Below are 23,101 nucleotides of genomic sequence, written 5' to 3' on the forward strand. Positions count from 1 at the left end.
CTGGCGACGGGGACCTCAGCAACGACCGGACTCACCACCGGTAACTACTATCCACGTACGTAGCTAGTAGAGTGGATCACGTCATTCATCCGCCCGGGCGGGCGTGGTCATCAACGACACCTCATCGATGGAGGCCCAGTGCAACACCGGACCAGACACCTGTGGATCGCCGCGATCGCGGCAACTGCCACGGTCACCGCGTCAGCGGTGACCGGAGCTTCGGCCCTGGCGGAGCCGGCTGGACCGGCGGGGCCGCCCGTCGAACCGGTTCCGCATTTCGGCCCGCCAGAGAACTCCTGGCTCGACCTGTCCGGCCAAGCGGCCAACGTCGGCGTCCCGGCCGGGCAGAATCCGTTGCCGTTCAGTGGTGAGCCGCCATTTCTGCCACCCGCGTTCAACCCCACCAACGGGTCGACGGTTGGCGTCGCGAAGCCGATCTACATCAACTTCCAACGGCCGATCGCCGACCGTCAGCTGGCCGAGGATGCGATTCACATCTCCTCCAACCCGCCGGTGCCCGGAAAGTTCTATTGGATGAGCAACACCCAGGTACGTTGGCGGCCAATCGATTTCTGGCCGTCCGGCACAGTGGTGAACATTGACGCCGCAGGCACGAAGTCCAGTTTTCGGGTTGGCGATGCGCTGGTGGCCACCATCGACGACGACACTCATCAAATGCAGATCCACCGTAATGGCGTGCTGGAAAAGACCTTTCCCGTGTCACTCGGGAAGCCAGGTTACGAAACCCCCAACGGCACCTACTACGTCCTGGAAAAGTTCCCCGACATCGTCATGGACTCGTCAACCTACGGTGTCCCGGTGAACTCGGCCGAAGGCTACAAGCTCAAGGTCAAAAATGCCGTCCGCCTCAGCAATACCGGCATTTTCGCGCACAGCGCCCCATGGTCCGTTTCTGATCAGGGCAAACGCAATGTGAGTCACGGCTGCCCCAACCTCAGCCCGGCGAACGCGCAATGGTTCTTCGACCACTTCGGCAGCGGTGATCCCGTCGTCGTGAAGAACTCCGTCGGCCTCTACAACCAGAACGACGGGGCGAACGACTGGCAGATCTGACCGGGTCGTGTTTTTCGTTGGCGTAATCGGGTTTACGGCTGCTACATGCTGGATAGCCAGAGGGTCCGGCGAAATTCATCGCATACAGATTGGAGGTCTACGACCATGAAGATCGCCAAGATCATTGCCGGCGCAGCGATTGCAGGTGGGATGGCGGCGGGTGCCGCCGGGATGAGCGCGGCCACCGCCGGCGCCGCCCCAGGATACGCACCGGCACCCCATCAGCCCATGATCGCAACGACCCTTCCCGGCGGACCCAATCCCGGCTCGCCACCCGCGTGGGCACCGCCGGCACCGGCCCAGCCGACGTGGGGCGCCGGCAACCCCCAAGTCTGGGATGAGGGCTGGCAGCACTGGGGCATCTGGATGAACGGCGTGTTCGTACCGACGTTCTGACTCGGCCCGGCCCCGCTCCGCGAGCCCTTGCCGCGGGGCGGGACTGTCGACGGGCCGGTGAACGGACGCCCGTAGGTTGGTCGGCATGACCGAACTGGAACTGAGGGAAATAGCGACGTCCGCAGGCGTCCTGCGGTACTACGACACCGGGGACGGGCCGGCGCTGCTGTTCCTGCACGGCTCGGGGCCCGGGGTCACCGGCTGGCGTAATTTCCGTGGGATCCTTCCCACGTTTGCCGCGCAATTCCGTTGCCTGATACTGGAATTCCCGGGATTCGGCGTCACAGACGACCTCGGCGGTCATCCGATGGTCACCGCTCAGGGTGTGGTGGCCCCATTCGTCGAGGCCCTGGGCCTCGACCGCGTGCACATCGTCGGCAACTCGATGGGTGGCGGTGTGGGCGTCAACTTCGCCATCCGGCAACCGGACCGCATCGGCAAACTCGTCACCATCGGTGGCATCGGGACCAACCTGTTCAGCCCGGGCCCCAGCGAGGGCATCCGCCTGCTGCAGGAATTCACCGAAGATCCGACCCGCCAGCGTCTGGTCGACTGGCTGAACTCGATGGTGTTCGACCCGGCACTCGTCACAGACGAACTCATAGAACAACGGTGGGAATTGGCCACCGACCCCACGGCACTGGCGGCCGCCAAGCGGATGTACGGCAAGGCGGCGTTCGCGGCAATGATGGCCGCCATGCGTGCGTCCGACGCCCCGATGCCTTGGGCGCAGATGCACAAGGTCGCCGCCCCCACTCTGCTGACCTGGGGTCGAGATGACCGGGTTAGCCCGCTCGACATGGCGCTGATTCCTATGCGGACGATCCCCAACGCCGAGCTGCACGTGTTCCCCAACTGTGGGCATTGGGCGATGATCGAGGCCAGGGAAGCCTTCGAGCAGACCGTGCTCGGATTCCTCACCCGGACCCGGGCTTGAAATTCATCATTGAATCTGTGATACAGCTCTGTATATTAGTGGTGTGCGCCACACCACACGCGCTGGCCGGCCTCGCGCTACCACTCCTCCAATGAACAAGGACTGCAATGGATCTCGTGGACCGAATCGCCAAACACCGCCGCATGGCGGAGAGCTACCGGGACAAGTATGTGCTGCGGAAAGTCCAGGAAGGCGAGTCGTACGACGAGTGGGAGTTCACTGACGACGCCGTGTACACCTCGCCCTACTTCGTGGCCGGGCAAGAACTCGTGCTCAAGGATGTCGCAACCTCGTTCGATGTGGCCGCCACCGTCGAGGCCAAGGCCTATTCAGTGGTTTTCCCCGATTGGAAACCCGTCGACCACAAGTTCTGGCCCGCCGAGAACGGCCTCGTAATGCGTTACCGCTGGGAGGGCACCACCGCCGAGGGCCAGACCATGGGCTTCTATTCGATCAGCTTCATCGACACCAACGACGACGGGCAGATCACCCACTGGTCGACCTACGTCAACGACGAGGAGTACGGCCCGTTCCTCGAAAAGGCCATCGGCGCCCGTGGGCCCTTCCATGGCGACGAATACATGGAGGCCCTGGCCCGCCACTTCGAAAAACACAACCTGACCTGGTGAGCGCAGACCGGTTGTCGATCCGTTGTCGATCGCACAGCCCATCCCCACAGCAGGCACAGGGCAAACCCATCCGGCCTAAATAGCTTTGCTTCCCGTGCGGCGCCGATCGCCGCACCTTTCAGAAACGGAGCAAAGCAATGGGTTTCAAGAAATCCGTGGGCGTATCCGCGTTGACGGCAGGAATCGGCACCGCCGGGTTGTTGGGTCTCGGCATCGGTACCGCCGGCGCCGATCCCGGCCCGGGCTGCGGCCGGCCGGGTGCGCCGTGTGAGCACCGCGACGACCGCGGGCCTCAGCGCAATGACTGGCACGGCCGGGGTGTCGATCAGGGCCGGCGCGACCATCAGCCATTCGAATGGAACGGGCAGCGGGTGACCCCGATGCCTGCCGGAGATGGCCGCGGTTGGGGTTTCTGGTTCCTCGGCACCTGGATTCCGTTGTAACCGAACCGATTTCTGGTGGGGCACCATCCCCAAGTGCCCCACCAGATACCGGGATCCGATGCTCAACGGGAAGTCGGGCACACCGCTTTCACCGCGCCGTGCCCCGAACATCTTCTGGCCCAATCCCGGTCATCAAATGTTCGTTCCCGCACACACCTGATGATTGGTACCGCACCCTGCTCGTGCGCTGCAACCGTGCAGGCGTCGATCGGCGCCACGTTGCCGTCACAAGTTGGGCACCGGAAGGTCACGGCCGCCGACACCACTCGCCTCGCGGGATCGCCTGGCAAACAACCGCTCTCGCCAAGGAGGGTGTTCCCGGACCGGAAGCACTCCACCTACCGCCGGCCCCGCCCGGCTTGGCATGATGCACGGTATGGATCAATACCGGCGCGGGGAGTTCGTTTTCGACGTCATCGATCGCGGGCCGGCCGACGGACCGGTGGTCGTGCTGCTTCATGGCTTTCCGCAACAGAACACCAGTTGGGAGCCGATCATCCCGCTGCTCACCGCGCAGGGCTTCCGCTGTCTGGCGCCCAATCAGCGCGGATATTCGCCCGGCGCCCGGCCGCGTCGTCGTCGCGACTATCGCGGGACCGAGCTGGTGGAGGACGTCCTCGCGCTGATCGACGCCAGCGGCGCCGATCGGGTCCATCTGATGGGACACGACTGGGGTGCCGCCGTGGCGTGGAGCGTGGCCGGTGCGGCGCCCGAGAAGCTGGCTTCGTTGTCGGCGTTGTCGGTGCCCCACCCGATCGCGTTTCTGCGGTCGCTGCTCACCAGTCGGCAGGGCCTGGCGTCGTGGTACATGTACGTCAATCAATTGCCGTGGGTGTCCGAACGGCTCATGCTCGGGCGCGACGGCAAAGGCAAAGCAATCGCCAGATCCTTGATCTCCAGCGGGCTGCCATCCGAGGCAGCCGAACGTGACGCCCGGGCCATGGCCGAACCCGGGGCCCTGACCGCGGCGCTGAACTGGTATCGCGCCATGCCGTTGAGCCGGTCGGGCCTGGGCGAAGCGCAGAGCATCACGGTGCCGACCCTCTACGTCTGGAGTGACCGCGATATCGCGATCAAGGCCAAGCCCGCGCGCGACACCGCCAAGTACGTGAGCGGACCCTACCGATTCGAAACCCTCGCCGGCGTCTCACACTGGCTGCCGGAAGAAAAACCCGCGGAGATTGCCGAAATGTTCCTGCAGTGGTCCACAGCGCATCCGGTTTGAGCGGAGGATGACGGTGTGCTGGCTCTAGGTGTGCTCCTCGGTGACGGCATCGGTCCCGAGATCGTGGATGCGTCGACCCGCGTCGCTGAAAAAGCCCTGGCCGGGGTGGCGGTCGAGGTGCGCTGGCGTGAGCTGCCCTTCGGCCTCGAGGCGATCGGCGACTTCGGATCCCCGCTGCCAGAACCGACGCTGTCCGAACTCGACGAGCTGCCCGGATGGATCCTGGGACCGCACGACAACGCCGGGTACCCCGAGCAGTTCCGCGGCACGCTGTCACCCGGTGGTGCAATCCGCAAGCGCTACAACTTGTTCGCCAACATCCGGCCCGCACGGACCTTGAGCGCATCGGTCCGGGCGCTGTGCCCGGACCTGGACGTGGTCATCGTCAGGGAGAACACCGAGGGGTTCTACGCTGACCGGAATATGTACGACGGCGCAGGCGAATTCATGCCCACGCCCGACATCGCGCTGGCCGTCGCGGTATTCACCCGCACGGCCAGCGAGCGGATCGCCCACCAGGCATTCCAGCTGGCGGCCGCGCGGCGCAAGTCCGTCACCATCGCACACAAGACGAATGTCCTGACCAAGACCACCGGCCTGTTCCTGGACGTATGTCTGACGGTCTCCGAGAGCTACCCCGATGTCGAAGTCCGTGGTGAGCACATCGACGCACTGGCGGCGCGGTTGGTGAGCCACCCGCGAGACTTCGATGTGATCGTGGCCGAGAACATGTTCGGCGACATCCTGTCCGATCTCGCCGGCCAGTTGAGCGGATCCCTCGGGATGGCACCGTCGATCAATGCCTCCCATACCCACGCCATGGCGCAGGCAGCCCACGGCTCCGCACCCGACATCGCCGGACGCGACATCGCCAACCCCGTCGCGATGATCCTGTCGGCCGCGATGCTGCTGCGCTGGCTCGCGGGTCAAGAGGACGGCACACCGGCGCTCGGCGTCGCCGCGGACAACATCGAGGACGCTGTCCGGCGGGTCCTCGACGCCGGCGTTGGCACGGCCGACATCGGTGGTAGCGCGTCGACGTCAGCTTTCACCGAGCACGTGCTGGCGGCGCTGGACTGACCCGACGAGCGCGGCTGTTCGACCGCGCACCCGGTGTGGGGGCGCATCCCGCAACAAGGCCATAATCGAGAAACACAAAGATTGGCTATGGATCGGAGCGGGTAGTGACCAGGACCGATTCTGAGCGGTCCGCCTCCCCTGCGGCTCCCGGAATGCCACGTCGCCCTGGCGTCTTGATCGCCGGGCTGAGCCTGGTGGCCCTGACCGTCGCCATCCTGCAGACCGCGGTGGTGCCGATCCTGGGCATCATCGCCCACCAGCTGAACACCTCGTCGGTGGCCGTCAGTTGGGCCGTCACCGCCAACCTGCTTGCCGCAGCCGCGTCAACGCCACTGATCGGCCGGCTGGCCGATCTCCATAGCAAAAAGCGTGTCCTGCTGGGGGTACTGCTGGTCGTGCTGGCCGGCTCGGTGCTGGCCGCGGTCACCGCGTCGGTACCGCTGTTGGTGGCAGCCCGCGTCCTGCAGGGCGCCTCTTACGCGCTCTATCCGATCAGCATCGCGATCCTGCGCGAGGAGCTCGCCGAAGAGCGCCTGGTGCGAGCGATGTCGGTGTTGTCCGGAACGCTGGGTTTCGGCGGTGGTGTCGGTCTCGTGGTCACCGGCCTGCTGATGTCCCGCGATGCGGGCTATCACCGCGTGTTCTGGCTGACCACCGCTTTCACCGCCGTCGTCATCGTGGTGGCGTTGGTCGTCGTACCCAACCGCCGGCCGGACGCCGGCGGCCCGATTGACTGGCTGGGCGCAGCCGGTCTGGCGGTCGGTCTGTCGTCGGTCCTGCTGGCGATCACCCAAGGCAACGCCTGGGGCTGGCGCCATCCGGGCACGATCGGCTTTCTGGTGAGTGGTGTCGCGGCGCTGATCGGCTGGTGGTGGTGGGAGCGACGTGCCGCCGATCCCCTGGTCTCGACCGCGATGCTGGCCAGGCGGCCCATCCTGCTGACCAATCTGGCCACGATCCTCGTCGGGATGGGCCTGTACTTCGCCTTTCTCGGCCTCACTCAGTTCGTTCAGATGTCCCGTCAGGCCGCCGGCTATGGATTCGGCGCGAGCGTCTTGCAGGCCAGTGTCTACTTCCTGCTCCCCGGTGCGATCACCGGTTTTCTGGTGGCGCTCGTCAGTGGCCGCTACATCGACCGGTACGGCGCCCGCAGGGTGCTGGTCGTAGCCGCCGTCGCCGGAATCGCCGGATTCGTCATGCTTGCCGTCGCGCACGACCGTCCCTGGCAGGTGGTCCTGGCCGGTGTCCTGGCCAACGCCTATATCAGCCTGGGCTACGGCGCCTTGCCCGCGCTGGTCGTCAGTGAGGTGGGCACCAACGAGACGGGCATCGCCACGAGCATGAACGCGATCGCGCGAACGATCGGCAGCTCGCTGGCCGCGGCCGTCGTCGCCGTGCTGCTCGGCCATCAAGTGGTGCCGTCGGAAGGCAGCTTCGTGACGATCTTCGTCGCCGGCGCGGTAACCGCCGGCTTGGCGATGGCCCTCATCGCGGTCTCGCGCGCACCCGACCGCCACGGCGAGTCCGTGCACACCATGTCGGAGTCGCGCGCGATGAACCACGAGTGGGGCTGAACCCCAGATTCGCCTTCCTGCCGTCGTCGGTTTCCCGCCGAGACAGCGCGCTGAACTGCGAAACTTGAGCCGAGCCACTGACGCCCCGCAGGACGTCGGCCTGCCCACGCGCGGCGTGGCCGAATGCCCGCCATGCTATGGAATCGCGCTACCAAGCCACTTCAAACGAAGGATTCCATTGAAAAATTGTTAATTCATTGCGGAAACGGTTGCGAAGGTCGGCACAATCCGCGATGGTTTACCGACAGCTTCCAGGCTGCACCGGAGGAGGAGACCGCTGACCGGCCCAGATATCACCGCCGTCGACAAATCGACGGGACAGGACACACCCCGTAGCGGCTCGCCCGTCATCGAGATCGACCACGTCACCAAACGGTTCGGCGATTATCTCGCCGTGGCCGATGCGGACTTCTCGATCGCGCCGGGCGAGTTCTTTTCGATGCTCGGCCCCTCGGGATGCGGGAAAACCACCACGCTGCGCATGATCGCCGGGTTCGAAAATCCCACCGAAGGCGCCATCCGCCTCGAGGGGGTCGACGTCTCACGGGTGCCACCGCACAAGCGCAACGTCAACACCGTCTTCCAGCACTATGCGCTGTTTCCGCACATGACGGTGTGGGACAACGTCGCCTACGGACCGCGCAGTCAGAAGAAGGAGAAAGCCGAGATCAAACGCAGCGTCGACGAGCTGCTGGAAATCGTGCGGCTGACCGACTTCGCCAAGCGCAAACCCGGCCAGCTCTCCGGTGGGCAGCAACAGCGGGTGGCGCTGGCCCGGGCATTGGTCAACTACCCCAGCGCGCTCCTGCTCGATGAGCCGCTCGGCGCCCTCGACCTCAAACTGCGCCACGCGATGCAGTTCGAACTCAAACGCATCCAGCGCGAGGTCGGCATCACCTTCATCTACGTCACCCACGATCAGGAAGAGGCGCTCACCATGAGCGACCGGATCGCAGTGATGAACAACGGCAACGTCGAACAGATCGGCAGCCCCACCGAGATCTACGATCGCCCGGCAACGGTGTTCGTCGCGAGCTTCATCGGTCAGGCCAACCTGTGGCCAGGCCGGCAGACCGGCCGGACCAACCGCGACTTCGTCGAGGTCGAGGTGCTCGGTACCACGCTCAAGGCCAAGCCCGGCGATACCACGATCGAACCCGGCGGGCAGGCCACCCTGATGGTCCGGCCCGAGCGGGTCCGCGTCACGATCGACCCGCCAGAAGGCGACGTCGCAACCGTGTCCGCCACGGTCAAAGATCTCACCTTCCAGGGTCCGGTGCTACGGCTTTCCGTTGCCGCACCGGATGATTCGACGATCATCGCCCACGTCGGGCCCGAGCAGGACCTGCCGCTGCTGCGTCCCGGTGACGCGGTGCACGTCAGTTGGTCACCAGAAGCGTCGCGGGTACTGCCCGCCGCCGACATACCCACCGCCGAAGACCTCGAAGAGATGCTCGACGACACCTAGATGTCTGCGCCCCGCCACCCTCATTTGCGTCAAGCGCCCGAATACCCCGAAAGGCCGCCCATGCCCGACAATCTCGATCCCCGACTGCTCGCCCGGCTCACCGCGAACCGGACCTCACGCCGCCGATTCCTCGGTGGCGGCGCCGCTGCGGCCGCCGCACTGGCGTTGGGGCCATCGGTCCTGGCCGCGTGCAGTTCAGGTGAGGAGTCCGGTGCGCCGAGCACCTCGGCTGCACCCGACGACGGGTCCCCGGCCACCGGCACCGTCCGCATATCGAACTGGCCGCTTTACATGGCTGACGGATTCGTCGCAGGATTCCAGACTGCCACCGGCCTGACGGTGGATTACAAGGAAGACTTCAACGACAACGAACAGTGGTTCGCCAAGGCGAAAGAACCGCTGTCGCGCATGCAGGACATCGGCGCCGACCTCGTCGTGCCCACCGAGTTCATGGCAGTGCGGCTTGCCGGACTCAAGTGGCTCAACGAAATCCGCGATTCGCGCGTGCCCAACATGAAGAACCTGCGCCAGGACCTGCTCAACTCCAAGGCCGATCCCGGACGCAAGTACACGGCTCCGTACATGACCGGCATGGTCGGTCTGGCATACAACAGCGCCGCCACCGGACGTGACATCACCAAGATCGACGATCTGTGGGATCCTGCGTTCAAGGGCCGGGTCAGCCTGTTGTCCGACGTCCAGGACGGGCTCGGGATGATCATGCAGTGGCAGGGTAATTCCGTGGAGGACCCGACCACCGAATCCATCACCAAGGCCGTCGATTTCATCCGCGACCAAAAGGACAAGGGCCAGATCCGCCGGTTCACGGGCAACGACTATGCTGACGACCTCGCAGCCGGCAATATCGCGGTGGCCCAGGCATATTCGGGTGACGTGGTACAACTGCAGGCCGACAATCCGGATCTGAAGTTCATCGTTCCCGAGTCCGGTGGCGATTGGTTCATCGACACCATGGTGATCCCCTACACCACACAGAACCAGAAGGCCGCCGAGGACTGGATCGACTACGTCTACGACCGGGCCAACTACGCCAAACTCATCGCGTTTACCCAGTTCGTGCCCGTGTTGTCCGACATGACCGACGAACTCGCCAAGATCGATCCCAAGATCGCGAGCAACCCCTTGATCAACCCGCCCGCCGACATGCAGGCGAAGCTGAAGTCGTGGCCGGCGCTGTCGGATGAGAAGACCCAGGAGTTCAACACTCTCTACGCCGCAGTGACCGGAGGCTGAGGCCGATGGCGGGTGTGGCCACCAGCAGCCGGCAGCGGAGCAGGATCGCGCCGTACCTGATGATCCTGCCGGCGCTGGTGTACCTCGGAATCTTCTTCGTGGTGCCGTTCTTCTCGCTGGCACGCACGTCGTTGTCCACATCAGGTGGCTCGGTGTATCTGCCCACGCTGCAGTTCGATTGGAACTTCGGCAATTACGCCCACGCCTTCACCGTGTACCAGGACCAGATCCTTCGGTCTTTCGGCTACGCACTGGTGGCCACCGTGGTGTGTGCGATGCTGGCATTTCCGTTGGCCTACGTCATCGCGTTCAAAGCGGGCCGGTACAAGAACCTCATCCTCGGACTGGTCATCCTGCCGTTCTTCGTGACCTTCCTGATCCGCACCATCGCCTGGAAGACGATCCTGGCCGATGACGGCTTGGTGGTCAGCGCACTCGGCTCGATCGGCCTGCTGCCCAGCGAGGGACGGCTGCTGTCGACGAGTTGGGCGGTGATCGGTGGCCTGGTCTACAACTGGATCATCTTCATGATCCTGCCGCTCTATGTGAGCCTGGAGAAGATCGATCCGCGCCTGATCGAGGCCTCCAAGGACCTGTACTCGTCCAACCGGCGTAGTTTCACCAAAGTGATTCTGCCGCTGTCGATGCCGGGGGTGCTCGCCGGCAGCATGCTGGTGTTCATCCCGGCGGTCGGCGACTTCATCAACGCCGACTACCTCGGCAGCACCCAGACCAGCATGATCGGCAATGTGATCCAGAAACAGTTCCTGGTGGTCAAAGACTATCCGGCCGCCGCCGCGCTGAGCATGGTGCTGATGGCCATCATCCTGGCCGGCGTGCTGCTCTATACCCGGGCATTGGGGACGGAGGATCTGGTGTGACCACTCAGGCCATGACCGAGCCGCTCGAGCAGCCCGTATCCAGGACCGTCAAGGGCTCCCGCAGGTGGGGTGACCTGGTGCTGCGGCTCGTCGCGGGCTTGGTGTTGCTGTACCTGTTTCTGCCGATTTTCGTGATCGTGCTGTTCTCGTTCAACGATCCGGCAGGCAAGTTCAACTACACCTGGCAGGGATTCACCCTCGACAACTGGGCGCACCCGTTCAAATACCCGGCACTCACCGACGCACTGAAGCTCAGCCTCAACGTCGCCGCGGTATCGACCGCTGTGGCGCTGGTGCTGGGCACGTTGGTGGCAATCGCACTGGTGCGTCAGCGATTCCGTGGCCAGAAAACGGTCGACACGTTTCTCGTGCTGCCGCTGACCGCCCCCGAGGTGGTGATGGGTGCCTCGCTCCTGACACTGTTCCTCGACCTGGGCTGGGCCACCGGCTACATGACGATCGTGCTGGCACATATCGCATTCCAGGTCAGCTTTGTCGCGATGACGGTCCGCGCCCGGGTGCGTGGTTTCGACTGGACGCTCGAGGATGCCTCGATGGATCTGGGCGCCAGCCCTACCCGGACGTTCTTCAAAGTGACCCTGCCCCTGATCGTCCCTGGAATCGTCGCCGCCGCGATGCTGTCGTTCGCGTTGTCCCTCGACGACTTCATCATCACCTACTTCGTCAGCGGCTCCACGGTGACCTATCCCCTGTATGTCAACGCTGCTGTCAAAGCCGCTGTGCCACCGCAGATCAACGTGCTCGCCACCGCGATCTTGGTGGTCAGCCTGTTGTTGCTCGTGGCCGGGACGCTGTACCGGCGCAAGCGGATCGACGTCTGAACCTGCGGTTCCTCGTCAACCGATTTCGGCCGGGACCGGTGTGGCGCGCGCTCCGGTGCGCGCCGCACCGATCCCCGCTGCCACCACGAGACAGATTCCGATCACCGCGGCCGGGGCCGGGATCTGGTGCAGCAGCACGAACCCGACCAGCATCGCGAAGGCCGGCTCCAGGGCCATCAGCGTTCCGAACGCCGCCGTGCTCAGATACCGCAACGCAGACATCTCCAGCGCGAACGGCACCACCGGTAGCAGGACAGCCAGGCCCACACCGATCAGCAGCAACTGCGGGGTCAATTGGGGAAATATCGACGGCCCGACGACGGCAGTGCTGACCAACCCGGCGACCGGCATCGACACCCCGAGTCCTTTGATGCCGGCTACCTCGTCACCGACCCGTTGGGTCAGCAGGATGTAACACGCCCAGCACAGCGCGGCACTCAGCGCGAAGAGCACACCGACGAGATCGACGTCGCCGGTCCAGGGCTCGGTGAGCAGCACGACACCGGCCGCCGCCAGCCCGGGCCACAGGATGCGATTGCGACCCTGTCCGTGCGCGACAGCCACTCCCAGCGGGCCGAGAAACTCCAGCGCACTGGCCGTACCGAGCGGGATGCGGGACAGCGCGGCCATGAAGAGCATCGTCACCCCGGCAGTGACGACGCCGAGGGCGACGCAGGTCCAGAATGCGGACTTGGTGAAGGCCGAGGGGCGAGGCCGCACGATCACGAGCATGAGGACACCGGCCCATGCCAGCCGCAGCCACGCGGCACCCTCGGCACCGATCTGGTCGATCAAACCGACAGCCACCGCCAGGCCGATCTGCACGCAGAGCATGGAAGCCATCGCCATCAGCGCGCCGGTACGCGCCGGATGGTGGGTCTTGCTCACGAGTTGTTGCTTTTGGGGACAACGATATTGGCCAGCACCATGCGAAGGAAGGGCCGATAGACCGCCTGGTCGTCCAACAGGCTGTTGAGGGTGACGCCGTCGTTGGCGGCCAGAATGACACGAGCCAGGTCCAAGGCCGGGATACCCACGTGGCCTCCCAGTCGGGCAGCGCCTTTGGCGATGTAGTCAGCCAGCGCTCTGACCGTTTCCTCTCGTTGCGCGGCCACCCGCTCCCGCGCCTCGGGGTTACGAAGCAGGAACAGGGTGTACTCGGATCCGAGGACGGCGCGGTCGGGCCCCTCGACGGCGACCAGATCCCGCCAGCGATCACCGAGTTCGTCGGCGTCGAGATCCTCGAGTCGGTGAAACGTGGCGATCACGTCGGCGAAGCCGTCGAAGAATTGTTGACGCTGTCGTTCGATGACCGCCAGGAACAACTCGGCCTTGCTGCCGAAGTGCGAGTAGATGGCGCCGCGGGTGTATCCCCCGACCTCGGCGATGTCTTCGAGCGCGGCCCCGTCAAACCCCTTGCGTGCGAACACCTCCTCGGCGGCATCCAGCAAGACATTGCGGGTGTGCTCCAAGCGGCGTTGCTTGGTCCAGCGTTCGGCCATGGGCCCATCCTGTCAAAGGTCGGCGCAGTTGTGTTCACACGCTTCACAGCCCAGATATTCATCCTTGTATTGCATATACGTCTATGTATAGTAGTGACTGCAGTCACAAATGACACCTCACCGCCCACATATCGATCGAGGAGGTCCGTCCGTGCAGACAGCACGTCCCGGAGATTGGGTCGAGAACGCCACCGGCCTCGGCGACATCGCCCCCGATGCGTATCGGATGGAAATTCCGACCAGTCGCTACATTGCTCCGGAATTCGTCGCCCAGGAGCGTGATTCGATATGGAACAAAGTCTGGCAGGTAGTCGGCCGGGTCGACGAGTTGACCAAGGCGGGCGACTGGAAGCAGTACCAGATCTTCGACCAGTCCTACCTCATCGTGCGCGGCAAGGACACGCGGCTTCGCGGGTTCGTCAATGCGTGCCGGCATCGAGGCAACGTGCTGTGCCGAGAATCGCGCGGAAATGCCAAGCGCGGCTTCCTGTGTCAGTACCACTTATGGTCTTATGACCTCGACGGGCGGCTCAAAGGCATGCTGCGCGAAGCGTTGGCCGGGCCGATCGACAAGGACACGCACGGGCTGATCGAGGTCGCGGTGGACACCTTCGCCGGTTTCATCTTCCTGAATCCGGATCCGGACGCGGCGCCACTGGCGGATTTCATCGGCGAAGAGGTCGCGACGATGCTCGCGCCCTACCACCTCGACCAGATGGTCACCGTGATGGACGTGACCGAAGCCATCGACTGCAACTGGAAGGTCGTGCTCGACGCCTTCCAGGAGGGCTACCACATCGACGGCATCCATCCCCAGTTGCTGCGGGTGATCAACATCGACCCCGCCACCAGCCGGTACCGGTTCTTCGAGCAGCACAGCGTGTCGATGGCACCGTTCGACGTCGTCGGCGCCACCCCTGAACAGCAGGTCGACGGAATCATGGACCTACCCGAGACATTTCCGTCCACCGTCGCGGTCATCCCCCGATTCCAGGAGCTCGTCGCCGAGTACCGGGGCGCGGACGGAACACTCAACTTTCCCGACGGCATCACCGCGCGCACACTCATGCAGAGGGCGACGCGAGACACCTTGACCAACATGGGACTTGACGTCAGCGGGCTGACCGACGCCCAGATGAGCGACAACCACGGTTGGGTCTGGTTCCCGAACTTCTTCATGACGATCCGCGCCGGAGAAGCGCACATCATCATGTCACTGCCGCACCCCGACGGAAACCCCAACCGCTGCATCTGGCACGTCGCCAGCTACATGTGGCTGCCCGACGAGGCCAAGGCCGCGTTCACCGCTGAACCGATCGTTGTCGATGAACCAGGCAGCTTCAAGTATTTCGAGGCGCTGCAACAGGATTACGAGCAGATGCCGCGCCAGCAGATCGGGTTGCGCAACACCGCACTGAAACACATGGCGTTGGTCAAAGAAGAAGTCGTCATCGCCCACTTCCATTCGGTCGTCGACAAGTACCTGGCGGCCGCCGCCGACTCCTGATCGAGCCCGCCTCGAAATCCACTACCGATAGGACTTTTCGTTGAAACACGTCAGTGAGGTCGTCGACTCGTACACCGGCCGCAGCCGCATGGCCGTGCAGTATGCGGTGACCACCAAGCAACTCGTGGACGCCGCCAAGCAACCCGGGTTCGGGGCCGAGGGCTGGGCGCCGCTGGCGGAGCTGATCGCGGTCGACGAGTTCGAACGGGTCGGGAACTTCAAAGAAACGATGACCTGGGATCAGTACACCGATTTCCTGACCAACTGGGCTACGGCATCGGAATGGGACGGCCTGTTCAAGCGCGTCAGCGAAGTGGACGGCGTGGTGTTTCTCGAGCTCGAGGAGCGCACGAAGATGGGCGATTTCGAATCGGTCGTCAACTCGATGTCCGTGTACGAGTTCACCGCCGACGACAAGATCCGCCACATCGACGTGTACCTGCAGATGGCGTTGCCCAACACTGAGCTGCTGAGCAGCTATGAAGGTGTCGAGATCTCTGAGTGAGCCCGTTCACCACTCACGGTTGGTCTGGCGCTCAACTAGCTGCAACCTTCTGATGCCACGGTGTCCATGTGCGGAACGAACCGGACCGGTTGACCAAGGCCGAGCGGTTTCACCGACTATGTGTACGGATGGTACGCCGCCTGCCGGGACCACTGAATTCCGTTGTAGCGCCCACATTCCTGGGTTTCGTGTTGATCAACACCTTTACCTTCGGTGTCGATCTGGCGATCCTGACGGCCCTGCACGGTGCCTTCGGGGCCCCGCTTCCACTCGCGATCACCGTCGGATACGCGGCGGCCTTCGGGCTGGCCTACTACCTCAACCGCACACTGAACTTCCGCTCGCATGCAGCCGTCGGCCCCCAGCTCACGGTGTATGTGATCGTGGTCGTGATCAACTACCTGGCGTTCATCCTCGGGGTATCCAGCGTGTTGGCCGCGGTGGGCGTCGAGTACCACCTGGCCAGGATTGTCGCAGGCGGGTGCGAGGCGATCTTCATGTACAGCGCCATGCGGTGGGTGGTGTTTCGCCGGTAGCCGATCGAGCCGATCATATGCTCGCGACGAATTCCTCCAGGACGTCGGTGGTGTGCCCTGAGCCCAATGCCAAGACTCCGCACAAGGTTTCGTCATCACCCAGAATCGCGACGGGCCCCAAACCGAAACTCGCCGGATACATCGTGCCCAGCGGGGGCCGTGCAAACTTCGCAGGCCGCATGTGGTCACCGTGGTGCGGTGCGATCCGGAAACGGGTCGTCGGAGAAATCGATCTGAGCCTCGGGGTTGCTGATCGCTGTGACGAGGCCGGTACCGAAGGCACCCGCACTGTCGAACAACGTCGATGCACCCACGGCCACGCCATCGTCGGCCCAGTGCGAATCCGCCTGGACGCCGATCCACTCGTCACCGGGCAACCGTGACAGGGCGACCGTGAGGTCGCCGTTGATGTAGCCGACGCCGGCGGTGCCCAGGTTGGTCACCAGGCTGGTGCCCTCGGCCGCCATCGCCGCGCGCACGAACGGCGAGTTCGGATGCCCCTGCACCACGGTGATGGTGCGGTTCATGAACCGCTTGCGGGATGCGTTCTGGTGCTCGGCGATCGCACGGCTCCAGCCGCCCTCGTCGCTGCCCATATACGTCTTCCGGTCCCCGTCGAGCGCGGCCGGCGGTTCGAACCGGGCAGGCGCGGTCCACTCCTCACCTCGCGGGGGTGCGCTGAGCCGGTATTGCACCAACGTCGCACGCGCAACGGTCACGCCGTCCTGGACCAGCTCGCATTCGGAATTGCGGACCCGCCTGCCGTCGCGGATCAACGCCACCTTCGTCGTGGTCGGCAGCCCGCGCGCGGCTTTGAACAGGTCGACGGTCAGCCGGGCGGGCAGAAATTCGGGCAGCCCGAAGGCTGACTCCAGAGCTCGTGCCGCCAGTCCGACCAATGCCGGCCCGTTGAGGTGGTCCTCTCCCCAGTGGCTCTGCGCAAAGCGGGTCGGCTGGAACCTGTCCTGCTCGGACTGCACGAAATGGGCGTCAACCTCGGTCACCGGCGAATCGTCGCATATGAACTAACTAAATTTGGCGGCGGGGATCAACAAGGGCGCCGGGCACGCAGCCAGCCCTGCTGAAGCCGGATGAAATGCGAATCGACGACCGCGCCGTGACCGGGAACGAACACGCCATCCTGCGCGCCGGCGCGCAGCACCGCATCCAGGGTGGCCGGCCAGGCCTCGAGGTCGGAATCCTCATCGATGACCGGATCGCCGGACTGCTCCACGAGGTCACCGCAGAACACCACGGTGCGCTCATTCGGAACTGTGACGATGAGGTCGTGGCGGGTATGGCCTGGGCCGGGGCGGCAGATGCTCACTGTTCGGCCACCCAGATCGATCTCGCCCGTGGGCAGTCGGTGCGTGGGCACTGTCATCGCGGCGATCGCCCGATCGACTTCGTCGACGTCGGCACCGTGGTCGATCGCGTCCGCGCGCAGGTGCGCCCGGCCGGCCGCCATGGTTTCGGCGACCTCTGGTGCGCAATGGATTTCGGCATCCTTGAACCACGAGGAGCCCAGGATGTGGTCGAAATGATTGTGCGTCAGGACGATATGCCCGATGCGTTGCCCGGACAGCGCCGCGACGTCGGACTCGATGCCGTGGGCCTCGATCAGGGTCGTGCCGGAATCGACCAGCAGGGCTTGTGCGCTGCCGCAGACGAGTCCGACCGTCACATCGAGAAACGGGAGGCGGGTGCGCCACACACCCGCGCCCAGGTCTTCCCAGTCGTAATTCATCGCCCACCGCCGACACCGACCACGCGACGCACGCCTGCGAAGCTACTCCGGTGCACTGCCGGGCGCTGATGCTGCCATGCAACCGTTGAGCTGACCGCACAGGTTTGCCGTCGCGGGCTGCGGGAACTCCTAGCCCATGTTGATCAGACGAATCGCCCGCCCCATGTTGTCTGCGACCTTCATCGCCCGAGGTGTCGACACCCTGCGCGACCCGAGTACCTCCACCGAGACCACCCGCAGAACACTCGGCGCATTGAGTGCACTACCCGGTCCGGTAGGAGCCGGGGTTCCGAACAACGCAGCAGCCGTGGCACGGGTCAACGCGGCAGTTCAGGTGGTCGGCGGTCTGCTCCTGGCGCTTGGCCGGGCCCCACGCCTGACCGCGGCGGCACTGGCCGTCACCATGTTGCCACGAAGCATCGGCTCACAGGCCTTCCTGAAAGATGCCGACCCGCAACACGCGGCAGCGCAACGCCGTGAGTTCTTCACCGACGTGAGTCTGCTCGGCGGCCTGATCATCGCGGCCGCCGATACGGCGGGTAAACCGTCACTGGCCTGGCGCGGCCGCCGTGCCGCGCAGCAGGTCTCGGCCAACCTCGCGGCTGCAGTTCCCGGTGTGTCCGCCGGTGGTGACGCGCTCACCGACGGCGTGATCGCCGAGCGGATCGGGCACGGATTGGCCGTCGGCGCCGAACGCGGCCGCGAGCTCGCTGATGCGGCTGTGGAACGGGCGGGCGAGTTGGCTCAACTGGCACGCGAACACGGGCCAGAGGTGGCTGACGCCGCACGTGTCCGCGCCGGCGAATTCGCGCTGGTCGCCCGTGAACGCGCACCGGAACTGGCCGAGGCGGCCCGCGAACGCTCCGCTGCGTTGGCCGATCGCGCGCGAACCCAACTCGACCAGCGCCGTGGTCGGTAACGTTGTGGCATGACCACGGGTGACTATCAACCGGGATACGGACAATACGGACAACCGGGCGGCTACCCACCGCCCTATGCCACCCAGACTCCCGGCGGCTTGGTTCGCCGCTGGTTCGCGCGGGTGATCGACGGGATCATCGTCGGGATCGTGGCATTCTTCCTTTCGTTCATCACCGATTCGCTGTCGAACTACTGGGTCACCGGCCTCTTCAGCGGATTGCTGATGTTCGTGTACTTCGTCGGTCTCGAGGTGGCGACGGGCGCGACACCGGGCAAGAAGCTGTTGGGATTGGCCGTGCACGGCCCCGGTGGTACGCCGAAGCCGACGGCGAAGGAGGCGGCGATTCGCAATGCTTTCACCCTGCTGCCGATCATTCCGTTCGTGGGCGGGTTCCTGGGCATCATCGCGATGATCGTCATTGCGGTGACCATCAGCTCCAGCCCCACCAAGCAGGGCAAGCACGACGAATTCGCCGGTGGAACGCAGGTGGTCCGGAGCTGAGAACCGTTGCGTGTGGCGCCCGTTCGCACAGGTGCCACACGCCGGGGCTCGGGTCAGCGGCTCAAATCACCAGCCCCAGCAGCAGGACGACAACCAGGCCGGTCACCGACAGCGCCGTCTCCATCAGCGACCACGACTTGATGGTCTGGCCGACGGTCATCCCGAAATACTCCTTCACGAGCCAGAATCCGGCGTCGTTGACATGTGAGAAGAACAGCGAGCCGGCACCGACCGCGAGCACGACCAGCGACACCTCACCGGCGCTCATCCCCTCGACCAACCCCAGCATCAGGGACGAGGCGGTGATGGTGGCCACCGTCGCCGACCCCGTCGCCAACCGGATCAGGACGGCCAGCACCCACGCCAGCAGGGTGACCGAAAGATTGGCGCCCTTGGCCCATTCGGCGAGCAATGTGCCGATCCCTGTGTCGACCAGAACCTGCTTGAATCCGCCACCGGCTGCGACGATCAGGATGATCCCGGCGACCGGAGGAAGCGACGATTCGATGCATTTCACGATCTGGTCACGAGTCATCTTCGCCCCGCCACCGAGGGTGAACATCCCGACCACCACCGCGATGAGCAACGCCATCAGCGGCTGACCCACGATGTCGAATGTCTGACGCAGCAAGTGCGACGTGTCTTCGACGAAGATGTCGACGAGAGCCTTGCCCATCATCAGGGCCACCGGCAGCAGAACGCTGAACATCGTGATCGCGAAGGTCGGTCGTGTCTTCGTCGGGGTCGCGGTGATGGTCGCGGCCGTGCCGCCGCCCGGGTTGGTGCCGGCCGTGTCCGCCGCGTCGAACCGGTCGGGAACCTCGAGAACGACCCAGCGTCCGGCCAGCTTGCCGAACAACGGACCTGCCACGACGATCGTCGGGATCGCCACCAGTACACCCAGCGCCAGCGTGACCCCAAGGTCGGCGTTGAGCAACGAGATTGCGGCGACGGGTCCCGGATGTGGCGGTACGAATCCGTGCATGGCCGAAAGGCCTGCCAGCGCAGGAATCCCGATGGTGATCAAGGACAGTTGGGAACGGCGTGCCACCAGGTAGATCACCGGCATCAGCAGCACCAGCCCGATCTCGAAGAACATCGGAAGGCCGATGATCGCCCCGACCAGTGCCATCGCCCACGGCAGCGTGCGCGGTGACGCGTGCCCGACGATGGTGTCCACGATCTCGTCCGCGCCGCCGGAGTCGGCGAGCAACTTGGCGAACATCGCGCCGAGGGCGATCAGTATGCCGACACTGGCAGCCGTGGAACCGAAACCGCTGGAGAACGAGGCAAGGACGTCGCTGATGTTCTCGCCCGCGGCGATGCCCACGGTCAGAGCGCCGAAGATCAGTGCGAGGAACGGGTGCAGTTTGACAATCGTGATGAGCAGGACGATCAAGGCTATTCCGGCCAGTGCGGCCAGGACCAACTGCGCGCCGCCCGCCACCGGCTCGACCAGTTCTGTTCCGGCCGCGAGATGAGTGAGCGCCGAGGTCATCGGTTCTCCTGTTCTGTTGTGTCAGTGTCGATTTGGGCCATGTATTCGTCGACTATGGCGTCGATGCTCTGATCCACGTCTATGGCGATACCGACCTCGTCAGGGCCGAGTGGTTCCAGCGTCGCGAATTGGGAATCCAGCAGCGCGGCCGGCATGAAGTGACCAGGGCGGCTGGCCTGGCGTCGGCGGATCACCTCGACTGAGCCGCTCAGATACAGAAATATGACGCCAGGGCAGTGCTGTCGCAGTTGGTCGCGGTATTTGTGTTTGAGTGCCGAGCAGCTCATCACGCCGCCGGCGTGATGATCGGCGAGCCACTGACCGATCGATTCCAACCAGGGAAAGCGGTCGTCGTCATCCAGCGCGTGGCCGGCCGACATCTTCGCGATGTTGGCGGAGGGGTGAAAGTCGTCGGCATCGGCGAACGGCACTCGCATCCGCTGTGCCAACGCCGCGCCGACGGTCGACTTTCCCGACCCCGATACGCCCATGACCACTACCGGTGACCCCATACATCCGCCTCACAATGTGTGTCTGCCGTCACACAGCATGGCGTAAAAGTCATACGATTGCAATACCATCTCGATTACATCGGTTTATTACTGATGTGGCACCGCTATGACACGATGTAACCGTGTCATCGCCCTCAAATGTCGGCGCACTGCATGCCGGCCTGCTGACCACCCTCGGCACCGGAATCGCCTCCGGCGAGCTGGCGGCTGAGCAGGTGCTGACCCTGGACCGCCTCAGCGCCGAGTACGAGGTTTCGCGCAGCGTCGCGCGCGAGGTGATCCGGGTGCTGGAGTCGATGGGCATGGTGGAGTCGCGGCGCCGGGTCGGGATTACCGTCCAACCCGCGCGCAAGTGGAATGTTTTCGATCCCAGACTGATTCGCTGGCGCCTGCACGCCGGCGACCGGGCCGCGATGCTGGCCTCACTGTCGGAACTTCGGCGGGGTTTCGAACCGGCCGCCGCGGCACTGGCTGCCCGGCGGGCCGACCCGGATCAGTGCCGCATTCTCGCTGCCGCCGTCTCGGACATGGTGGTGCACGGCCGATCCGGCGATCTCGACGCATATTTACTGGCAGACAAGGTATTTCACCGGACACTCCTGGACGCCAGCGGAAACGAGATGTTCCGTGCGCTCAACGACGTGGTGGCCGAGGTCCTGGCCGGTCGCACCGAACATGGCCTGATGCCGGACTCCCCCAATCCCGCCGCCATCGAGTTACACGACGAAGTGGCCAGGGCGATCCGGCTGCGTGACGAGGACGCCGCCGAACGTGCGATGCGGGCCATCATCGACGAGGCGGCCACCGCGGTGAAAGAAGGCGACCGGCCCGATGCTTAACTAGCCATATGGGTCGTACTCCCGCACTCGCGCGTCGCTTCTTCGACCGGCTGGAACCCGTACACGCGGTCACCTACTTCGCCCCCGAGTCGCGCGCCGCCCTCGACGCCCTCGGCTACCGCGGCTTCTGGACGGGCTACTTCGCCGCTCGCTCAGCCCCGCTGGGCATCGTGCCTGCCGACGTCGTCGCCGCCACGTTCTACAACTTCACCACCGAGCGGGTCGCCAAGGCGCTTCCCGGAGCGTGGGAGAAGGCAAGTCCGGCAATGCTCTTGCAAGTCCGGTCGGATTCGGCGGCCGCGGCACTGCGACGATCCGGGGTGGCCGAATCCGAGTCGACCCGGTTGGCGGCCGAACTGACCGCGAAGGCTGCCCGCACGGCACCCTTGGATGGCCGTCCGCTCTACGCCGCCAACCGGGCCCAGCCATGGCCCGAGGATCCGATCGCCAAACTGTGGCACGCCGTCACCCTCCTGCGCGAACATCGCGGCGACGCCCATGTGGCCGTTCTGGTCGCCGAGGGCATCAGCGGACGGCAGAGCAATGTGCTGCACGCGGCGGCCGGACGCGTGCCGCGCGAGATGATCATGCGCAGCCGCGACTACGACGAGGAGCAGTGGGCGGGTTATGTCGGGCAGCTGCGCTCGCGCGGTTGGCTCGATGGCGACGGTGAGCTCACCGAGGCCGGACGCGACGTCAAACAGTCGATCGAGGATCGCACCGATGCCTTGGCGCTCGGCGCTCTGGATGCGTTGACCGACGACGAGATCATCACCCTGTTCCAGGTGTTGACGCCGATCACCCGGCAGGTGGTGGCTGCAGGCGACGTGCCGGCCGCCACGCCGATGGGCCTGAATCGGCACGACCTCGACGACGACAGCGCCCATCTGACCTGATGGTCAGCGCGGGGCGTACATGATCAGGCCGACCCCGGCCAGAGCCACCAGCGCACCCGCGACGTCCCAGCGGTCGGGCCGGAAGCCGTCGGCGACCATGCCCCACACCAATGATCCGGCGATGAACACACCGCCGTAGGCAGCCAGGACGCGGCCGAAATGGGCGTCGGGCTGAAAGGCCGCGACGAATCCATAGGCGCCCAGCGCGATCACCCCGGCACCCATCCACATCCAGCCGCGGTGTTCGCGCAGACCTTGCCAGACCAGCCAGGCTCCACCGATCTCCAGTACTGCGGCCAGGACGAACAGCGCGATCGATTTGACCACCATGAG

At 64.8% G+C, this 23,101-nt stretch carries 26 protein-coding genes and 1 pseudogene; 19 read left to right on the plus strand and 8 right to left on the minus strand.

What is annotated here, in order from left to right:
- The first annotated feature begins 138 nt into the window (after nucleotides 1-138).
- The 12 genes from BKG60_RS20750 to BKG60_RS20805 all read left to right on the plus strand — a co-directional run bounded on the left by BKG60_RS20750 (nucleotide 139) and on the right by BKG60_RS20805 (nucleotide 11,803).
- Nucleotides 139-1,074, plus strand: coding sequence for a L,D-transpeptidase (locus BKG60_RS20750; protein WP_120764982.1), 936 nt, complete (start codon nucleotides 139-141; stop codon nucleotides 1,072-1,074).
- A 105-nt stretch (nucleotides 1,075-1,179) separates the two neighbouring features.
- Nucleotides 1,180-1,470 (plus strand): hypothetical protein, encoded by a 291-nt coding sequence (locus tag BKG60_RS20755; protein WP_070189444.1) that lies wholly within the window; start codon nucleotides 1,180-1,182, stop codon nucleotides 1,468-1,470.
- An 85-nt stretch (nucleotides 1,471-1,555) separates the two neighbouring features.
- Nucleotides 1,556-2,407: an alpha/beta fold hydrolase gene (locus BKG60_RS20760; protein ID WP_070945743.1), complete on the plus strand. Its 852-nt coding sequence runs from the start codon at nucleotides 1,556-1,558 to the stop codon at nucleotides 2,405-2,407.
- Between the two features lie 107 nt (nucleotides 2,408-2,514).
- The gene (locus BKG60_RS20765) at nucleotides 2,515-3,036 is read left to right on the plus strand and encodes a nuclear transport factor 2-like protein (RefSeq protein ID WP_070189442.1); all 522 of its coding nucleotides are present in this window, start codon (nucleotides 2,515-2,517) and stop codon (nucleotides 3,034-3,036) included.
- A 137-nt stretch (nucleotides 3,037-3,173) separates the two neighbouring features.
- On the plus strand, nucleotides 3,174-3,479 hold the full coding sequence (locus BKG60_RS20770) for a hypothetical protein (RefSeq protein ID WP_070945744.1): 306 nt from the start codon (nucleotides 3,174-3,176) through the stop codon (nucleotides 3,477-3,479).
- 376 nt (nucleotides 3,480-3,855) lie between these two features.
- Nucleotides 3,856-4,704 carry an alpha/beta fold hydrolase gene (locus BKG60_RS20775; RefSeq protein ID WP_070945774.1) on the plus strand — a complete coding sequence of 283 codons (849 nt, stop codon included), beginning with the start codon at nucleotides 3,856-3,858 and terminating at the stop codon, nucleotides 4,702-4,704.
- Nucleotides 4,705-4,719: 15 nt separating this feature from the next.
- Complete coding sequence (locus BKG60_RS20780) at nucleotides 4,720-5,784, plus strand: isocitrate/isopropylmalate dehydrogenase family protein (RefSeq protein ID WP_070945745.1); 1,065 nt, start codon at nucleotides 4,720-4,722, stop codon at nucleotides 5,782-5,784.
- Between the two features lie 152 nt (nucleotides 5,785-5,936).
- Nucleotides 5,937-7,358: an MFS transporter gene (locus BKG60_RS20785; RefSeq protein ID WP_070945746.1), complete on the plus strand. Its 1,422-nt coding sequence runs from the start codon at nucleotides 5,937-5,939 to the stop codon at nucleotides 7,356-7,358.
- Between the two features lie 439 nt (nucleotides 7,359-7,797).
- On the plus strand, nucleotides 7,798-8,826 hold the full coding sequence (locus BKG60_RS20790) for an ABC transporter ATP-binding protein (RefSeq protein WP_234998629.1): 1,029 nt from the start codon (nucleotides 7,798-7,800) through the stop codon (nucleotides 8,824-8,826).
- A gap of 60 nt (nucleotides 8,827-8,886) precedes the next feature.
- Nucleotides 8,887-10,080, plus strand: a complete 1,194-nt coding sequence (locus tag BKG60_RS20795) for a polyamine ABC transporter substrate-binding protein (RefSeq protein WP_070945747.1) — start codon at nucleotides 8,887-8,889, stop codon at nucleotides 10,078-10,080.
- Nucleotides 10,081-10,085: 5 nt separating this feature from the next.
- Nucleotides 10,086-10,961, plus strand: a complete 876-nt coding sequence (locus BKG60_RS20800; RefSeq protein WP_070945748.1) for an ABC transporter permease — start codon at nucleotides 10,086-10,088, stop codon at nucleotides 10,959-10,961.
- Nucleotides 10,958-11,803 carry an ABC transporter permease gene (locus BKG60_RS20805; RefSeq protein ID WP_070945749.1) on the plus strand — a complete coding sequence of 282 codons (846 nt, stop codon included), beginning with the start codon at nucleotides 10,958-10,960 and terminating at the stop codon, nucleotides 11,801-11,803. Before BKG60_RS20800 ends, BKG60_RS20805 begins: the two co-directional genes overlap by 4 nt.
- Before the next feature lie 15 nt (nucleotides 11,804-11,818).
- On the opposite strand, the gene BKG60_RS20810 is transcribed toward BKG60_RS20805, so the two are convergent.
- Together BKG60_RS20810 and BKG60_RS20815 are read right to left on the minus strand one after the other, a co-directional pair.
- Complete coding sequence (locus tag BKG60_RS20810; RefSeq protein ID WP_070945775.1) at nucleotides 11,819-12,652, minus strand: EamA family transporter; 834 nt, start codon at nucleotides 12,650-12,652, stop codon at nucleotides 11,819-11,821.
- Between the two features lie 35 nt (nucleotides 12,653-12,687).
- A complete protein-coding gene (locus tag BKG60_RS20815; protein WP_070945750.1) occupies nucleotides 12,688-13,305 on the minus strand; it encodes a TetR/AcrR family transcriptional regulator in 618 nt (205 codons plus the stop codon).
- Nucleotides 13,306-13,456: 151 nt separating this feature from the next.
- On the opposite strand from BKG60_RS20815, the gene BKG60_RS20820 reads away from it, so the two are divergent.
- The 3 genes from BKG60_RS20820 (at nucleotide 13,457) to BKG60_RS20830 (ending at nucleotide 15,853) form a co-directional block, all read left to right on the plus strand.
- Nucleotides 13,457-14,812, plus strand: a complete 1,356-nt coding sequence (locus tag BKG60_RS20820) for an aromatic ring-hydroxylating oxygenase subunit alpha (RefSeq protein WP_120764983.1) — start codon at nucleotides 13,457-13,459, stop codon at nucleotides 14,810-14,812.
- Nucleotides 14,813-14,900: 88 nt separating this feature from the next.
- Nucleotides 14,901-15,317, plus strand: coding sequence for a hypothetical protein (locus tag BKG60_RS20825; RefSeq protein WP_070945776.1), 417 nt, complete (start codon nucleotides 14,901-14,903; stop codon nucleotides 15,315-15,317).
- A 128-nt stretch (nucleotides 15,318-15,445) separates the two neighbouring features.
- On the plus strand, nucleotides 15,446-15,853 hold the full coding sequence (locus BKG60_RS20830; protein ID WP_083284555.1) for a GtrA family protein: 408 nt from the start codon (nucleotides 15,446-15,448) through the stop codon (nucleotides 15,851-15,853).
- 46 nt (nucleotides 15,854-15,899) lie between these two features.
- On the opposite strand, the pseudogene BKG60_RS32850 reads toward BKG60_RS20830, so the two are convergent.
- The 3 genes and pseudogenes from BKG60_RS32850 to BKG60_RS20840 form a co-directional block, all read right to left on the minus strand.
- A pseudogene (locus BKG60_RS32850) lies at nucleotides 15,900-16,082 on the minus strand (peptidase M42); the annotation flags it as partial.
- The gene (locus BKG60_RS20835) at nucleotides 16,039-16,857 is read right to left on the minus strand and encodes an acyl-CoA thioesterase domain-containing protein (protein WP_070189431.1); all 819 of its coding nucleotides are present in this window, start codon (nucleotides 16,855-16,857) and stop codon (nucleotides 16,039-16,041) included. The pseudogene BKG60_RS32850 and the gene BKG60_RS20835, both read right to left, overlap by 44 nt.
- 44 nt (nucleotides 16,858-16,901) lie before the next feature.
- Nucleotides 16,902-17,600 (minus strand): MBL fold metallo-hydrolase, encoded by a 699-nt coding sequence (locus BKG60_RS20840; protein WP_070189430.1) that lies wholly within the window; start codon nucleotides 17,598-17,600, stop codon nucleotides 16,902-16,904.
- A 163-nt stretch (nucleotides 17,601-17,763) separates the two neighbouring features.
- Here BKG60_RS20840 and BKG60_RS20845 point away from each other — a divergent pair, with 163 nt between their 5' ends.
- Together BKG60_RS20845 and BKG60_RS20850 are read left to right on the plus strand one after the other, a co-directional pair.
- On the plus strand, nucleotides 17,764-18,519 hold the full coding sequence (locus tag BKG60_RS20845; protein WP_070189429.1) for a DoxX family protein: 756 nt from the start codon (nucleotides 17,764-17,766) through the stop codon (nucleotides 18,517-18,519).
- Between the two features lie 9 nt (nucleotides 18,520-18,528).
- Nucleotides 18,529-19,023 carry an RDD family protein gene (locus BKG60_RS20850; protein WP_070189428.1) on the plus strand — a complete coding sequence of 165 codons (495 nt, stop codon included), beginning with the start codon at nucleotides 18,529-18,531 and terminating at the stop codon, nucleotides 19,021-19,023.
- Between the two features lie 61 nt (nucleotides 19,024-19,084).
- On the opposite strand, the gene BKG60_RS20855 is transcribed toward BKG60_RS20850, so the two are convergent.
- Both BKG60_RS20855 and BKG60_RS20860 read right to left on the minus strand, forming a co-directional pair.
- Nucleotides 19,085-20,521, minus strand: coding sequence for a GntP family permease (locus tag BKG60_RS20855; protein WP_070189427.1), 1,437 nt, complete (start codon nucleotides 20,519-20,521; stop codon nucleotides 19,085-19,087).
- Nucleotides 20,518-21,033, minus strand: coding sequence for a gluconokinase (locus BKG60_RS20860; RefSeq protein ID WP_070189426.1), 516 nt, complete (start codon nucleotides 21,031-21,033; stop codon nucleotides 20,518-20,520). The genes BKG60_RS20855 and BKG60_RS20860 overlap by 4 nt, the downstream gene beginning before the upstream one ends.
- A 122-nt stretch (nucleotides 21,034-21,155) precedes the next feature.
- Here BKG60_RS20860 and BKG60_RS20865 point away from each other — a divergent pair, with 122 nt between their 5' ends.
- The gene (locus BKG60_RS20865) at nucleotides 21,156-21,872 is read left to right on the plus strand and encodes a FadR/GntR family transcriptional regulator (protein ID WP_070189425.1); all 717 of its coding nucleotides are present in this window, start codon (nucleotides 21,156-21,158) and stop codon (nucleotides 21,870-21,872) included.
- Between the two features lie 8 nt (nucleotides 21,873-21,880).
- The gene (locus BKG60_RS20870) at nucleotides 21,881-22,768 is read left to right on the plus strand and encodes an SCO6745 family protein (protein ID WP_070189424.1); all 888 of its coding nucleotides are present in this window, start codon (nucleotides 21,881-21,883) and stop codon (nucleotides 22,766-22,768) included.
- Nucleotides 22,769-22,771: 3 nt separating this feature from the next.
- On the opposite strand, the gene BKG60_RS20875 is transcribed toward BKG60_RS20870, so the two are convergent.
- Nucleotides 22,772-23,098, minus strand: a complete 327-nt coding sequence (locus BKG60_RS20875) for a YnfA family protein (protein WP_070189423.1) — start codon at nucleotides 23,096-23,098, stop codon at nucleotides 22,772-22,774.
- Between the last annotated feature and the right edge of the window lie 3 nt (nucleotides 23,099-23,101).

This window comes from Mycobacterium syngnathidarum, from assembly GCF_001942625.1.
Lineage (GTDB): Bacteria > Actinomycetota > Actinomycetes > Mycobacteriales > Mycobacteriaceae > Mycobacterium > Mycobacterium syngnathidarum.